The 14,635-nt window shown below is 69.3% G+C and carries 15 protein-coding genes and 2 tRNA genes; 8 read left to right on the forward strand and 9 right to left on the reverse strand.

Annotation, left to right across the window (positions count from 1 at the left end):
• Positions 1-15 precede the first annotated feature (15 nt).
• From KZC57_RS01415 to orn, 3 genes are all read right to left on the reverse strand, one after another.
• Positions 16-645: a LysE family transporter gene (locus tag KZC57_RS01415; protein WP_060922772.1), complete on the reverse strand. Its 630-nt coding sequence runs from the start codon at positions 643-645 to the stop codon at positions 16-18.
• 67 nt (positions 646-712) lie between these two features.
• Positions 713-788: transfer RNA gene (locus KZC57_RS01420), tRNA-His, on the reverse strand.
• Positions 789-824: 36 nt separating this feature from the next.
• Positions 825-1,451: an oligoribonuclease gene (orn, locus tag KZC57_RS01425; protein WP_217585056.1), complete on the reverse strand. Its 627-nt coding sequence runs from the start codon at positions 1,449-1,451 to the stop codon at positions 825-827.
• A 61-nt stretch (positions 1,452-1,512) separates the two neighbouring features.
• Here orn and KZC57_RS01430 point away from each other — a divergent pair.
• Positions 1,513-1,585: transfer RNA gene (locus tag KZC57_RS01430), tRNA-Arg, on the forward strand.
• Positions 1,586-1,613: 28 nt separating this feature from the next.
• Here the strand turns inward: KZC57_RS01430 and KZC57_RS01435 are convergent.
• Positions 1,614-1,886: a hypothetical protein gene (locus KZC57_RS01435; RefSeq protein WP_060922774.1), complete on the reverse strand. Its 273-nt coding sequence runs from the start codon at positions 1,884-1,886 to the stop codon at positions 1,614-1,616.
• A 206-nt stretch (positions 1,887-2,092) separates the two neighbouring features.
• Here KZC57_RS01435 and KZC57_RS01440 point away from each other — a divergent pair, with 206 nt between their 5' ends.
• From KZC57_RS01440 to KZC57_RS01455, 4 genes are all read left to right on the forward strand, one after another.
• Positions 2,093-2,548 carry a single-stranded DNA-binding protein gene (locus tag KZC57_RS01440; protein WP_082750102.1) on the forward strand — a complete coding sequence of 152 codons (456 nt, stop codon included), beginning with the start codon at positions 2,093-2,095 and terminating at the stop codon, positions 2,546-2,548.
• Between the two features lie 9 nt (positions 2,549-2,557).
• On the forward strand, positions 2,558-3,043 hold the full coding sequence (locus tag KZC57_RS01445) for a hypothetical protein (protein WP_247640888.1): 486 nt from the start codon (positions 2,558-2,560) through the stop codon (positions 3,041-3,043).
• Positions 3,044-3,123: 80 nt separating this feature from the next.
• Complete coding sequence (gene ettA / locus KZC57_RS01450; RefSeq protein WP_060922775.1) at positions 3,124-4,803, forward strand: energy-dependent translational throttle protein EttA; 1,680 nt, start codon at positions 3,124-3,126, stop codon at positions 4,801-4,803.
• Positions 4,804-4,810: 7 nt separating this feature from the next.
• Complete coding sequence (locus KZC57_RS01455; RefSeq protein WP_060922776.1) at positions 4,811-5,299, forward strand: thioesterase family protein; 489 nt, start codon at positions 4,811-4,813, stop codon at positions 5,297-5,299.
• A gap of 8 nt (positions 5,300-5,307) precedes the next feature.
• Here the strand turns inward: KZC57_RS01455 and KZC57_RS01460 are convergent, their stop codons facing one another.
• The gene (locus KZC57_RS01460) at positions 5,308-6,195 is read right to left on the reverse strand and encodes an acyl-CoA thioesterase II (protein ID WP_060922777.1); all 888 of its coding nucleotides are present in this window, start codon (positions 6,193-6,195) and stop codon (positions 5,308-5,310) included.
• Between the two features lie 50 nt (positions 6,196-6,245).
• Here KZC57_RS01460 and KZC57_RS01465 point away from each other — a divergent pair, with 50 nt between their 5' ends.
• On the forward strand, positions 6,246-6,911 hold the full coding sequence (locus tag KZC57_RS01465) for a hypothetical protein (protein ID WP_247640889.1): 666 nt from the start codon (positions 6,246-6,248) through the stop codon (positions 6,909-6,911).
• 31 nt (positions 6,912-6,942) lie between these two features.
• On the opposite strand, the gene KZC57_RS01470 is transcribed toward KZC57_RS01465, so the two are convergent.
• The 4 genes from KZC57_RS01470 to pepN all read right to left on the reverse strand — a co-directional run bounded on the left by KZC57_RS01470 (position 6,943) and on the right by pepN (position 12,760).
• Positions 6,943-8,607: an FAD-binding dehydrogenase gene (locus tag KZC57_RS01470; protein WP_247640890.1), complete on the reverse strand. Its 1,665-nt coding sequence runs from the start codon at positions 8,605-8,607 to the stop codon at positions 6,943-6,945.
• Positions 8,604-9,053 carry a globin gene (locus KZC57_RS01475; protein WP_105949800.1) on the reverse strand — a complete coding sequence of 150 codons (450 nt, stop codon included), beginning with the start codon at positions 9,051-9,053 and terminating at the stop codon, positions 8,604-8,606. The genes KZC57_RS01470 and KZC57_RS01475 overlap by 4 nt, the downstream gene beginning before the upstream one ends.
• Entirely contained in the window at positions 9,050-10,126 is a 1,077-nt protein-coding gene (locus KZC57_RS01480; RefSeq protein ID WP_247640891.1) for a mechanosensitive ion channel family protein, read from the reverse strand. The genes KZC57_RS01475 and KZC57_RS01480 overlap by 4 nt, the downstream gene beginning before the upstream one ends.
• An 81-nt stretch (positions 10,127-10,207) precedes the next feature.
• Entirely contained in the window at positions 10,208-12,760 is a 2,553-nt protein-coding gene (gene pepN / locus KZC57_RS01485; protein ID WP_217585057.1) for an aminopeptidase N, read from the reverse strand.
• A gap of 170 nt (positions 12,761-12,930) precedes the next feature.
• Here pepN and KZC57_RS01490 point away from each other — a divergent pair, with 170 nt between their 5' ends.
• Both KZC57_RS01490 and KZC57_RS01495 read left to right on the forward strand, forming a co-directional pair.
• On the forward strand, positions 12,931-14,115 hold the full coding sequence (locus KZC57_RS01490; protein ID WP_144881059.1) for a ferrochelatase: 1,185 nt from the start codon (positions 12,931-12,933) through the stop codon (positions 14,113-14,115).
• 33 nt (positions 14,116-14,148) lie between these two features.
• Positions 14,149-14,634 carry a ribose-5-phosphate isomerase gene (locus KZC57_RS01495; protein WP_247640892.1) on the forward strand — a complete coding sequence of 162 codons (486 nt, stop codon included), beginning with the start codon at positions 14,149-14,151 and terminating at the stop codon, positions 14,632-14,634.
• Position 14,635 lies beyond the last annotated feature (1 nt).

Genomic DNA, 14,635 nt, shown 5'->3' on the forward strand with positions numbered 1-14,635 from the left:
ACGGCGCCGGGTTCCTCAGTGCAGGAGGACGAGCAGCGCCGCGACGCCGATGAAGAGGCTTCCGAACACGGTGTTGAGGATCCGCTGGCCGCGCGGAGAGCGGGTGAGGCGCCGGAAGGGGCGCGCCGCCGTGGCGAAGAACCCCCACATCACCAGGACGTCGACGACCACGACGGTGGCGACGAGAGCCAGATACTGGGGGAGCGGAGGCTGGTCCAGCCGGATGAACTGCGGGATGAACGCGAGGAAGAAGACGATCGCCTTGGGATTCAGCAGGTTGACCCAGAACCCGCGGCGCATCATCGACCAGTGGCTCTCCCGGGCATCCACGGGATCCGGCGCGTCATCGAGCGCGGGAGCGGGGCGGGTCAGGATCAACCGGATGCCGAGGTACACCAGATAGGCGGCGCCGGCGTATCGGATGAGGTTGAACAGGACGTCCGAGCGCGAGACGAGGAGCCCGACACCGGCAGCCACGATCACGACATGCACGATGAGCGCGATCTGCTGGCCGATGATTCCCCAGATCGAGCGCTTCCAGCCCTGCGTGAGGGAGTTGGACATCGTGTTGATCGCGCCGGCCCCCGGCGTGAAGCTGATCACCACGGATGCGGTGAGAAGAGAGAACCAGACCGCCAGTGACACCAGGACAGTCTAGGGCCGCAGGAGAGACGAAGAGGCTCGGACCGAACCGGTCCGAGCCTCTTCGAGCTGGGGTGAGTAACGGGGCTTGAACCCGCGACCTCCTGGACCACAACCAGGCGCTCTACCAACTGAGCTATACCCACCATGCGCCCGCCGAAACAGGCAACCCCACGAGTCTATTACATGTTCGGGGCGAACTCCGACACCGTGCGCGCGGCGATCTCCTTGGCGTCGTCGCTGGAAGGCCCGGGCTCGTCCACGAAGACGGCCTCCCGGTAGTAGCGGAGTTCGCGGATGGACTCCAGGATGTCGGCCAGCGCACGGTGGCCGCCGTCCTTCGCCGGAGCCTGGAAGAACACCCGGGGGTACCAGCGACGGGACAGCTCCTTGATGCTGGAGACGTCGACGTTCCGGTAGTGCAGCCACTGGTCGACCTGCGGCATGTACTTCGCGAGGAACATGCGGTCGGTGCCGATCGTGTTGCCGGCGAGAGGCGCGCGGCGCTCGAGCGGGACGAAGCGGCGGATGTAGGCCAGCGTCTGCTCCTCCGCCTCCTGGAGGGTGACTCCGTGCGGGATCTCGTCGATGAGTCCCGAGGTCTCGTGCATGGCGGTGACGAAGTCGTTCATGTGCGCGAGCGCGTCCGCGCTCGGACGGATGACGACCTGGAAGCCGGGGTCGAGCGGACGGAGCTCGAAGTCGGTCACCACCACGGCGATCTCGACGAGTTCGTCGACCGCGAGATCGAGACCCGTCATCTCGCAGTCGATCCAGACGAGGCGGTCGTTCTCCGAAGCAGTCACCATGTCGCCATCCTATCGACGGCCCCGACATCCACCGGGGGAGCGCGGTACGGTAGAGAGGTCCGCCTCCGTAGCTCAGGGGATAGAGCAGGAGCCTTCTAATCTCTTGGTCGCAGGTTCGAATCCTGCCGGGGGCGCAGGGAAATCCGGTCGAGACGACCGCTGTCAGCAGTGCCGCAGCGCGTCGACCGCGTCATCCGCGCGCCAGAACTCGCCGATCAGCCGGAAGCCGCCCGTCGCCAGGTGCAGCCGTTCCGCGCGGTAACGGAGGCCCAGAGGGTCGGCCACCACCCGCAGATGGCCGAGGACGTGGTCGCGGTTGTCCTGGACGCGCCACAGGTGATCGGCGGCACGGACGAGGTGCTCTCGACGGGACGCGAGCGGCGGGGCTGCAAGCGGGACTCCGGGAGCGGGGATCGAAGCGGTGGCGGTGGTCATGGTCTCTCCTTCCATGGTTCGAACGTACGACCGACCACCGACATTCGCGCGCGCTCCGGTATCCCGCGATGACCTGGCTTCTTCTGCACAAAGCACCGCCACCCGCGCCCGTCCACGGATCACGGGATCGCGTCCCCGCCACCTGCTCGGCGGGGTGCACGCTGGAGCGCATCCGGCCGCCGAGCCGGCAGCGAGAGGACGAACAGATGATCGACACCGTGACCGTCGTCGGGAGAGTCGCGACGGAGCCCACACCCGGGCGGACGAGCGCAGGAGTGCCCGTCACGAACTTCCGGCTCGCGAGCACGCACCGGCGCTTCGACGCGGCGAGCGGCTCGTGGGTGGACGCAGGGACCAACTGGTTCTCGATCGCGGCCTTCCGTCAGCTCGCCGAACACGCGCGGGCCTCGCTGCGGGTGGGGGACAGCGTCATCGTCTCCGGACGGCTCCGGGTGCGACCGTGGGAGAGCAACGGGAAGCAAGGGACGAGCGTCGACATCGACGCGGATACGATCGGGCACGATCTCCGGTGGGGGACCACGGCATATCGGCCGAGCGCTCGGCCCTCGCCCGCGGAGGCGGGGGAAAGCGGCGATCACACGACGGCGGACGACGAGGCGCGCGACGCGTGGGATCAGCCTGTGGAGACCGAGGCGGCCTAGACTCTGCTCGTGCTCCGATCGGTCCTCCCGTCCCGCGCTGCGGCGCTCGTGCTCGTCGCCGGTGTCTCGGCAGCCGTCCTCGCCGGATGCGCGCCGGAGCCCACGGCGACGCCGACTCCCACGGCGACAGCCACCGCTGATCCGACGCCGTCCGCCGCTCCTGCCCTGGTGCCGGACGGAAGCGCCGAGGACAACCTCCCCGTGTTCACGGCAGTGGCGGAGCAGGTCTGGGGGACGGAGCAACGCGGGGAGGGGCGCGCGTACGTCGACGGTCTCGTCGCGGCGGGATTCGATCGGGAGGCTATGCAGCTCACGCCGGACCAGTCCACCGTCGGGAGCCCGGCGGAGAGCATCCAGTTCTCGGTCCGCTGGGGCGAGGAGGAGTGCCTGATCGGACAGGTCGGTCCCTCCACCGGTGCCGTCGTGACCACGGTCATGCCCCAGCTCGCCGGCGGGCGGTGCCTGGTGGGCGCGACGCGGCCGATCGACTGGTGACTCGCGTACACAGATAAGCCCACTCGCGGCCGGTAGGCTGGAGTGTCGATCTTCGACGCCAACAGAAGGAGCGGTTTTCGGTGGCTGAGTACATCTACTCCATGGTTCGTGCCCGCAAGGCGGTGGGTGAGAAGCTCATCCTGGACGACGTCACGATGGCGTTCCTGCCGGGCGCGAAGATCGGCATGGTCGGCCCCAACGGCGCCGGAAAGTCGACGATCCTCAAGATCATGGCCGGGCTCGACACCCCGTCCAACGGTGAGGCCAAGCTCTCGCCGGGGTACTCCGTCGGCATCCTCATGCAGGAGCCGGAGCTCGACGAGTCGAAGACGGTCCTCGAGAACATCCAGGACGGCATCGCCATCAAGGCGAAGGTCGACCGGTTCAACGAGATCTCCGCGCTGATGGCCGACCCGGATGCCGACTTCGACGCGCTCCTCGCGGAGATGGGGACGCTGCAGGAGGAGATCGACGCGGCGGACGGCTGGGACCTCGACTCTCAGCTCGAGCAGGCGATGGACGCCCTCCGCACCCCGCCCGGCGACGCGGCCATCGCTCCGCTCTCCGGTGGCGAGAAGCGCCGTGTGGCGCTGGCCAAGCTGCTGCTGCAGAAGCCCGACCTGCTGCTCCTCGATGAGCCCACCAACCACCTCGACGCGGAGAGCGTGCTCTGGCTCGAGCAGCACCTCCAGTCGTACAAGGGCGCCGTGATCGCCATCACCCACGACCGGTACTTCCTCGACCACGTGGCCGAGTGGATCGCCGAGGTCGACCGCGGACGGCTCATCGGCTACGAGGGCAACTACTCCACGTACCTGGAGAAGAAGGCCGAGCGCCTCGACATCCAGGGCAAGAAGGACGCGAAGCTCGCCAAGCGCCTGAAGGACGAGCTGGACTGGGTCCGCTCCAGCGCGAAGGGGCGCCAGACGAAGTCGAAGGCGCGTCTGGCCCGGTACGAGGAGATGGCGGCCGAGGCGGAGCGCACGAGGAAGCTGGACTTCGAGGAGATCCAGATCCCCGCCGGTCCTCGACTCGGCAACGTGGTCATCGAGGCCAAGAACCTCCAGAAGGGCTTCGACGGCCGCTCGCTCATCGACGGCCTGAGCTTCAGCCTTCCGCCGAACGGCATCGTCGGCGTCATCGGCCCGAACGGCGTCGGAAAGACGACCCTGTTCAAGACCATCGTCGGGCTGGAGCCCCTGGACGGCGGCGATCTGAAGATCGGCGAGACCGTCAAGATCAGCTACGTCGACCAGTCGCGGTCGTCGATCGACCCGAACAAGACCCTGTGGGAGGTCGTCTCCGACGGTCTGGACTTCATCACGGTCGGTAAGACCGAGATCCCGTCCCGGGCCTACGTCTCGAAGTTCGGTTTCAAGGGCCCGGACCAGCAGAAGAAGGCCGGCGTGCTCTCCGGTGGTGAGCGCAACCGTCTGAACCTCGCGCTCACCCTCAAGGAGGGCGGCAACCTGCTCCTCCTCGACGAGCCGACCAACGACCTCGACGTCGAGACGCTGAGCTCCCTGGAGAATGCGCTGCTCGAATTCCCCGGCTGTGCGGTGGTCATCACTCACGACCGGTGGTTCCTGGACCGGATCGCGACGCACATCCTCGCCTACGAGGGCACGGACGAGAAGCCCGACCAGTGGTACTGGTTCGAGGGCAACTTCGAGGCCTACGAGCAGAACAAGATCGAGCGACTCGGCCCGGATGCGGCGAAGCCCCACCGGTCGACGCACCGCAAGCTCACCCGCGACTGAGTCGGCTATGGGCACTGACTCGCCGGGTTCCCGCCTGCACATCCCGATCCACCTCCGCTGGGGCGATCTGGATGCGTTCAACCACGTCAACAACACCTCGATGCTCAAGCTGCTCGAGGAGGCGCGCGTCCGCGCGTTCTGGCGGGCGGGACCCGGCGAGGAGGCGCCGTCCACCGCCGTCCTCGACTCCGGGATCGAGGAGGGGATCCTGACCCTCATCGCGCGGCAGGAGATCGAGTACCTCGCTCCGGTTCCGTACCAGCGGCGCCCGCTCGAGGTGCAGATGTGGTTCGGGAAGCTCGGCGGGTCCAGCGTCGAGGTCTGCTACGAGGTGCACAACGACCCCGCCGCCGAGCCGCGTGAGCTCTACGCGCGATCCACCGCGATCATCGTGCTCGTCGACGCGGGTACCGGACGGCCGACACGCCTGACGGCGGAGATGCGCGAGGCGTGGGAGCCGTACGTCGGTCCCTCCATCGAGTACGCGCACCGCTGAGCGATGCATCAGCGATCCTCGGGAACGCGGATCATGATCTCCTGCGCGACACTCGCCACCAGCGTGCCCTCCCGGGTGTAGACGCGCCCCGTAGCGAGTCCGCGACCGCCGCGGGCGTTCGGCGACTCCTGCACATAGAGGAGCCACTCGTCCACGCGCGCCGGGCGATGCCACCACATCGCGTGGTCAAGACTCGCGACCTTCAGGCCGGGAAGTGACCAGGAGACCCCGTGTGCGCGCAGGATCGACTCCTGGATCGTCATGTCGCTGAGGTAGGCCAGCGCGGCCCGATGCAGCCGCTGGTCGTCGGGGAGCGGGGCGCGCAGTCGCATCCACACCGCCTGCCGGGGGACCCGTTCGTCATCGTTCGGCAGGTAGAGGGGGGAGTCGACGTGGCGGATGTCCGCGGCACGCTCGCTCAGCATGCGTCGCGCGCCTCCGGCGAGCCCGGGCACACGGTCCTCATCGGGGGCGAGGTCTTCCGGGACGGGCACACCGGCGGGCATGGGCTCGGCGTGCTCCACCCCGGGATCGGCATCCTGGAACGAGGCGATCATCGAGAAGATCGGCACGCCGTTCTGGTACGCCTGGGTGCGGCGGGTGGAGAACGAACGTCCGTCGTGGATACGGTCGACGGCGATGGTGATCCCTTGGCTCGCATCGCCGGGACGGAGGAAGTAGCCGTGCATCGAGTGGACGGCGCGGTCCTCCGGCAGCGTGCGCTCCGCGGCCACGAGGGTCTGCGCGAGCACCTGTCCGCCGTAGATGCGGCCGCTCGGCATCGGGTGCGACGAGCCGGTGAAGATGTCCTCGGTGGTCCGCGCCTGGGTGGCGTCGAGGTCGAGGACGTCGAGAAGACGCTCCACGGTCTGGATGGCGTGCTCGTCGGCGCTCATGTGTTCCCCTCCGCGGCCCGGGGTCGCCGCTCGTTGGTAGTTTAGAACGCGTGACCCCTCAGCTCCTGCTCGCCGATCCGGACACGGCGAAGGATGTCCTCACGTTCACGGGCCGCGCGGCCCGGGTGTCCGACGAGGGTGTGCGGCTCCAGGCTCATCAGGGCGTGCTGGCCCTCACCACGGCGGTCCTCGCGCCTCAGGGGCTCTTCGATCAGACGCCGACGATCCTTGCCATGCGCATCGTCCGAGCCGACCCGGAGCTCGAGTGCGACCTCGTGATCGACGCCCTGAGGTCGACGGACGACCCGCAGCGCCTCGCCCTGCCGGAGACCGCTCTCTCACCCGCGTGGGCCGGTGTCGCGCCCCCACGACAGGGGTGGGCACTGGAGTCGACCCTTACCGCCTCCGTCATCGCGCAGCGCGCGCAGTGGGGCATCTCCGCGGTCGCGCACGGCGCGGGACCGGGATCCGGCGAAGAGGCGGTGCGCGCGCTCCGCGCGGCGATCTGGGGCGAGCCGGACGACGACCTCGGCGGCCTGCCGCGCGGCGTCGCTTTCGCGGCAGACGCGCTCGGCTTCATCTCCGGCGAAGAGGACGTGCCCGTCACGCATTCCGGTCGTTGGACGCGGCTCGCGTTCCGCCGCGGCCACGTGCTCGCCCGCGGTCCCGTGGCTTCCGGGCTGACCGGCGTGCGAGCCACCGGCACCCGCGCCTGACGCCATCGCGGGACCGGCGGGCAGCTCGGGATCAGCCGACGGCAGCCGCTGCGCGTCCGGCTTGACGGCCGGAGAACAGGCACCCGCCGAGGAACGTGCCCTCCAGGGCTCGGTAGCCGTGCGCGCCTCCGCCGCCGAAGCCGCTGGCCTCGCCCGCGGCGAAGAGACCGGGAATCGGCGCGCCGCTTCCATCCAGGGCGCGACCGTCCAGATCCGTGTTGATCCCCCCGAGGGACTTCCTGGTGAGCACGTGCAGCTTGACGGCGATCAGCGGCCCGGCGGCGGGGTCCTGGAGCCGATGCGGGGCCGCGGTGCGGATGAGCTTGTCACCGCGATAGGCCCGCATCGAGCGCAGCATGCCGATCTGCGGGTCCTTGCTGAAGTCGTTGGCCATCTCCCGGTCGCGGGCGACCACCTCGCGGCGCACGGCCTCGATGTCCAGGAGCTCGCCCCCGGGGTGGGTCGCCATCTGCTCCAGCAGCGACTCCAGGTCGTTCTCGACGATGAAGTCCTCGCCCTCGTCGAGGAACGACTGCACGGGCCCGGTCGGCCCTTTCGCGAGGCGGGACTTGAGGAGCAGGGCCACGTCCTTGCCGGTGAGATCCGGGTTCTGCTCGCTGCCGGACAGCGCGAACTCCTTCTCCACGATCTGCCGCGAGGTCACGAACCAGGAGTGGTCGTGGCCCGTCCGCCGCAGGTGCTCGAGCGTGCCGAGGGTGTCGAAGCCAGGGTAGAGCGGAACGGGGAGCCGGTGTCCGGTCGCGTCGAGCCACAGCGACGAGGGCCCGGGCAGGATGCGGATGCCGTGCTGCGGCCACACCGGGTCCCAGTTCGTGATGCCCTCCACGTAGTGCCACATCCGGTCGCCGTTGATGAGGCGGGCTCCGGCGGCGGCGCTCACGGTCTGCATCGAGCCGTCGACATAGGCAGGCACGCCGGAGAGCATGTGCGCCGGGGGAGTGCCGAGGCGCGAGGGCCAGGCCGCTCGGACGAGGTCATGGTTTCCGCCGATGCCCCCAGAGGCCACGATCGTCGCCGCCGCGTCGATCTCGAACGCGCCGATCAGGTCTCGGGACGAGGGGACGCCCCGGGCGGCACCGTCCGACGCCAGCACGCTCCCGCGCGCACCGGTCACGCGTCCGTCGGTGAGCACGAGTTCCTCGACGCGGTGTCGGGCGAGGACGGTGAGCCGTCCCTCGCGCTCTCCCTGCTCGACGGCGGCCGCGAACGGGGCGACGATCCCCGGCCCGGTGCCCCAGGTGATGTGGAAGCGGGGGACGGAGTTCCCCGGACCGAGGGCGCCGTAGCCGCCCCGCTCGGCCCAGCCCACCACCGGGAAGAAGCCGACACCACGGGCGCGGAGCCAGGAGCGCTTCTCGCCGGCCGCGAACTGCAGATAGGCCTCTGCCCAGCGCCGGGGCCACTCGTCCTCGGGGCGGTCGAATCCGGCGGTGCCGAACCAGTCCTGGGTCGCGAGCTCGAGCGAGTCGGTGATGCCGAGGCGGCGCTGTTCCGGAGAGTCCACGAGGAAAAGCCCGCCGAAGGACCACCACGCCTGCCCGCCCAGGTTCGTCCGCGGCTCCTGATCGACGATGACGACGCGACGTCCGGCCTCGAGGGCTTCCGCGGCGGCCACGAGACCTGCCAACCCCCAACCGATCACCAGGACGTCTGCGGTCGGGGGTGTGGTCGTCATGGGGTCTCCGTTGAATCCTGACGGGTGCGGGTCTCCAGGGTCGTGCGCCCCTGGGGAGCCGTGCCGATGCCGGACGGCTCGAATGTGTTCACCATGGCATAGGCGGCGCGCTCCAGGTAGTCCCAGAGAGTGGTTTCGTGCAACGGGGACAACTGCGCCTCGTCCAGAGCCGTGCGCATATGACGAAGCCAACGATCGCGGGCGTCGGGGTCGACGCGGAAGGGCATGTGACGCATCCGCAGGCGGGGGTGCCCACGGGTCTCGCCGTAGGTGCTCGGGCCGCCCCAGTACTGTTCGAGGAACAGCAGCAGCCGCTCCTCGGCCGGACCGAGGTCCTCCTCCGGGTACATCGGCTTGAGCACCGGGTCGAGGGCGACCTCGCGATAGAAGACCGAGACGATCTTCGCGAACGTCTCGCGCCCGCCGACCTCGTCGTAGAACGTCACTTGTCTGCACTCCCGTCGCTGCCGGTGTTCTTCTTGCGCCGCCAGATGCCGCGATCCGGGATCACGGGCACCCCGGTGACGGCGTTGGGGCGCGTCTTCGGCGGGTTGGCGCCCCGCACGCGGCGCGCACCCTCCAATCCGGTGGGCACGACGTCCGCGAGACGCGGCACGTCGATCTCCTTCTCCAGCAGAGCGGCTCGGAGCCGGCGTCGGAGCTCCTGCGCCACGTCGTCTCGCGCGTTCGCTCTGGTCTTGATGACGGCGCGCACCACGAGGGCGTCGCCGTCCACCGACTCCAGGCCCCACAGCTCCGGCTTCTCCACGATGCGGGTGCGCCACTTCGGGTCCTTCGCCAGGCCCTGCGCCGTCTCCAGCAGGATGTGCTCGACCTGTTCGAGGTCGGAATCGGGTGCCACACCGATATCGACGATCGCGCGCGCCCAGCCCTGCGACATGTTCCCGATCCGGGTGACCTCTCCGTTGCGCACGTACCAGAGGGTCCCGTTCACGTCCCGCACCTGGGTCACGCGCACGCTGACGTACTCGACGACGCCGCTCGCCAGCCCGAGGTCGACGACGTCGCCGATGCCGATCTGGTCTTCGGCGACGAGGAAGATACCGTTCAGCACGTCTTTGACGATGTTCTGGGCGCCGAAACCGAGACCGGCACCGACCGCCGCCGTGAGAAGGGTGAGCGAGCCGAGGAGAGCATTGTCGATCGCGTTGACGATGAGGATGATCGCGATGATCACGAGCATCACGTTGACGATGTTCTGCAGGATGGTGCCGAGCGTGCGCGTGCGCTGGACCAGTCGCATGTCGGCCAGCGGGGAGCGTTCGAGTGCCTGGGTGTCGTCGACGGCGGCCTTGTTCTTGGCGGTGTCGACGATGCGGTGCACGACCCGCCTGATCACCCGGCGCAGCACGAGCGCGATGAGGACGCAGGCGCCGATGATCAGGGCGATCTGCAGGAGCTTGCCGCCGACCTTGGTCAGCAGCGCGAGCATGTCCACCACCCACGCGGGGAGTTCGGCGGGCGTCGGCGTGGGGGTCGTCTCAGCGGAAATCAGCATCGTGTCGATGGTACCGAGAGGGCCTCTGCGCCGGCTGGAAGAGCGACGGCAGAGGCCCGTGTCGGTGTCGGTGGTGGAGGGTCAGTCCTCGGCGTCGCGGGACTGCGCGGCGAGGGCACGCTCCACGTCCGCAAGGTTCTCCAGCACGAGCCGGCGCAGGGCGGGCGGCGCGTCCTGGTGCGCGGAGAGCCAGCCTCGCGTCGCATCGCGCAGCGCGACGTCGGCGAGAGCGGTGGGGAAGAGCCCGACGACCAGGTACTGCGCGATCTGGTAGGTCCGCGACTCCCACACCGGCAGGAGCATGTCGAAGTACTGCGGCACGAAGGCGCCCAGCACTTCCACACCCGCCGGGTGGACGAAGCCGAGGGCTGCCGAGCGGACGATCGTGTTCGGGGCGTCGTCGCGTGCGATCAGCGCGTCCCAGGCCTCCTGCTTCGCGGCGGCATCCGGAAGCGCGGCGCGCGCCTGCGCGGCGAACTCCGCACCCTTGGCGGTGTTGTCGGCGGCGAGCGCGGCGTCGATGGCCCCGGCGTCGGTCGCGCCGATGGTCGCGAGGCCGACGAGGAGCTGCCAGCTCAGGTCGGCGTCGACATCGAGTCCGGGGAGCGTCTCCTCACCCGAGCGCAGACGCCCGACGATGCCGGCGTGCTCCGGCGTCACCAGGTTGTTCGCGAAGGCGGTGACGAACTGGAGCTGGCTGTCGCTGCCGGCCTCCGCCGACTCGGCGAGCGCCCAGAGACCGTCGGCCACCTTCAGCCGTGCGGCTTCGCGCTCCGCCGGGGCGACGTAGAGCGTCGCGGCCGTCCGGAGCTGCGCGAGGGTGGTGCGGACCGTGGTGGACTCGGTCTCCCGGCCGATGTTGCCGAGAACGAGGTCGATGTAGTCGGACGCCGCCGTCTCCGCGTCGCGGGTCTGGTCCCAGGCGGCGCCCCAGACGAGCGAGCGGGCGAGGGGGTCGTGGATGTCGGCGAGGTGGGCGATCGCGGTCGCGAGCGACTTCTCGTCGAGACGGATCTTCGCGTACGCGAGGTCGTCGTCGTTGAGGAGGATGAGGTCGGGACGGTCGAGGCCCTGGAGCTCGGGGACCTCGGTGCGGTCGCCGTCCACGTCGACCTCGATGTGATGGGTGCGCGTGAGCGCGCCGTCCTGCAGCGAGTAGAAGCCGATGCCGAGACGGTGCGGACGGATGGTCGGGTAGTCGGCCGGAGCCGTCTGGGTGATGGCGAAGCGCGAGATCTTGCCGTTGTCGTCTTCGGCCACGACGGGCTCGAGGGTGTTGACCCCGGCCGTCTCCAGCCACTTCTTCGACCACGTACCGAGATCGCGGCCGCTCGTGGCCTCCAGCTCCGTCAGGAGGTCGCTGAGCTCGGTGTTGCCCCAGGAGTGCTTCTGGAAGTACTGCGAGACACCGGCGAAGAACGCCTCGATGCCGACCCACGCGGCGAGCTGCTTGAGGACCGAGCCTCCCTTGGCGTAGGTGATGCCGTCGAAGTTGACCTGCACGTCCTCGAGGTCGTTGATCTCGGCGACGATCGGGTGCGTGGAGGGGAGCTGGTCCTGGCGGTAGGCCCAGGTCTTCTCCATCGCGTTGAAGGTCGTCCAGGCCTCGGTCCACTCGGTCGCCTCGGCCGTCGCGATGGTGGACGCCCACTCGGCGAACGACTCGTTGAGCCAGAGGTCGTTCCACCACTTCATGGTGACGAGGTCGCCGAACCACATGTGGGCGAGCTCGTGGAGGATCGTCACGACGCGACGCTCCTTGACGGCGTCGGTGACCTTGCTGCGGAAGACGTACGTCTCGGTGAACGTCACCGCTCCCGCGTTCTCCATCGCGCCGGCGTTGAACTCGGGGACGAAGAGCTGGTCGTACTTGGCGAACGGGTACGGCACGCCGAACTTGGACTCGAAGTAGGCGAAGCCCTCACGGGTCTTGTCGAAGATGTAGTCGGCGTCCAGGTGCTGCCAGAGGCTCTTACGTCCGTAGACCCCGAGCGGGATCACCCGTCCCGAGGCGCTGGTGAGCTCCGAGAAGGTCGCCTCGTACGGTCCGGCGACGAGAGCCGTGATGTAGGAGGAGATCCGGGGCGTGGGCTCGAAGCCCCAGGTGGCCGAGACGCCGTCATCGTGGACGATGGGCTCGGGGGTGGGGGAGTTGGAGACGACCTTCCACTCCGCGGGGGCGGTCACCGTGAACTGGAAGGTGGCCTTGAGGTCGGGCTGCTCGAAGACGGCGAACACGCGACGGGAGTCGGGCACCTCGAACTGCGAGTAGAGGTACACCTCGCCGTCCACCGGGTCGACGAAGCGGTGCAGGCCCTCGCCGGTGTTGGTGTAGAGGCAGTCGGCGTCGACGACGAGGACGTTCTCCTCCTGCAGACCGGCGAGCGCGATCCGGGAGTCGGCGAAGACCTCGCGCGGGTCGAGCTGCTCTCCGTTGAGCGAGATCTCGCGCACGTCGCGGGCGATGAGGTCGATGAAGGTGAAGCTGTCGGGGGACGCGGAGAAGCGCACGACGCTCCGGGAGCCGAAGACCTCGGCGCCCTTGGTCAGATCGAGGGCGACCTCATAGGAGTGCGTGTCGACGACGTCGCGGCGCTCCTGCGCTTCGATTCGGGTGAGGTTCTCTCCAGGCAAAGCTGTACTCCCAGGGGTGAGGGGATGTAACCGGGGGTCGGCGCAGTTGGCGCCGACGGCAACCCTGACAGCCTACGCCAGAGCGACGCGCGCGCCGTCGATCCTCACGAACCGGGGATAGTCACGGTCGTGCGGACGCTCGTCGTCCGCGGAGGTGGGAAGATGGAGGGGTGACCGCGATCGAGCCGAATGTCGTTCCCTTTGCCTCGCCCGCCGCTGCCGGCGGCGCCCCCTATGTGACCACGCCCGTCGCCTACGACGCCATCCTCTTGGCGAGCTTCGGCGGCCCGGAGGGCCAGGAGGACGTGATCCCCTTCCTCCGGAACGTGACGCGCGGTCGGGGCATCCCGGATGAGCGGCTGGAGGAGGTCGCGCACCACTACCGTCACTTCGGCGGCGTGAGCCCGATCAACGGCCAGAACCGCGTGCTCAAGGAGGCGCTGGAGAAGGCGCTCGTGGCCCGGGGGATCGATCTCCCGGTGTACTGGGGCAACCGCAACTGGGGTCCGTACCTCGAGGACGTGCTGCCCGAGGCGTCCGCCAACGGCCACACCACCCTCCTCGCCTTCGCCACGAGCGCGTACAGCTCGTTCTCCAGCTGCCGCCAGTACCGCGAGGACTTCGCCCGCGTGCTGACCGACACCGGCCTCGGCGAGACGGTCACCATCGACAAGATCCGCCCCTTCTACGACCACCCCGGCTTCGTCGAGGCCTTCGAGGCGGGCGTGCGGGAGTCGGTGCAGACCTACCTCGACCAGGGCTTCGCGCCGACCGAGATCCAGGTCCTCTTCTCCACGCACAGCATCCCGACCGCCGACGCCGAGCGCTCCGGCGCCCGCGACATCGACTGGGGCGAGGGCGGGGCCTATGCCGCGCAGCACCTCGCCGTGTCGGAGTGGACGATGGAGCAGGTGCGGGCCGCCATCCCGGGAGCCGCCGACGTGCCCTGGGAGCTCGTCTACCAGTCCCGTTCGGGCCCCGCGTCGCAGCCCTGGCTGGAGCCCGACGTCTGCGACGTGATCGCGGAGCTCCCGGCGCGCGGTCGCAAGGCGGTCATCGTGGTCCCCGTCGGCTTCATGAGCGACCACATGGAGGTCCTCTGGGATCTCGACACCGAGGCCGCCGAGGCCGCGGAGGAGGCGGGCCTCGCCTTCGTCCGCACGCCGACGCCCGGTGTCCGCGAGGCTTTCGTGGAGGGCATCGTCGACCTCATCGAGGAGCGCCTGCAGGGGCGCCCGAACGCGGAGCGTCCGCACGTCACCGATCTGCCCGGCGCCTTCGACGTCTGCCGTCCCGGGTGCTGCGAGAACGTGCGCGCGGGGTTCAAGCCCGCGGCGGCCGGCATCGCCCCCTGAGTCGCGGACGGAGCGGATCCTAGGATGGAGAACATGCGCATCCACATCGCCACCGATCACGCCGGACTCGAGTTCTCGACGCGGCTGCAGGAGCATCTCCGCGCCGCAGGGCACGAGGTGATCGACCACGGTCCGGTGGAGTACGACGCGCTCGACGACTACCCGGCCTTCTGCATCCGGGCGGCGCAGGCCGTCGTCGTCGATCAGGCGACCGGGGTGCCGGCGCTCGGTGTCGTCTTCGGCGGCTCGGGCAACGGCGAGCAGATCGCCGCGAACAAGGTCGCCGGGGTCCGCGCAGCGCTCGTCTGGAACCTCTCCACGGCCGAACTCGCGCGGGAGCACAATGACGCGAACGTCATCTCCATCGGAGCTCGTCAGCACACCTACGACGAGGTCACGGCGTTCATCGACCGGTTCATCGCCACGCCGTTCTCCGGCGACGAGCGGCACATCCGGCGCATCGGACAGATCGCCGACTTCGAGCGCGACGGCTCGCTCCTCCCGGACCCCCGAGCCTGAC

Origin of the sequence: Microbacterium sp. KSW4-4 (genome assembly GCF_023091185.1) — a bacterium.
GTDB classification, from domain to species: domain Bacteria; phylum Actinomycetota; class Actinomycetes; order Actinomycetales; family Microbacteriaceae; genus Microbacterium; species Microbacterium paraoxydans.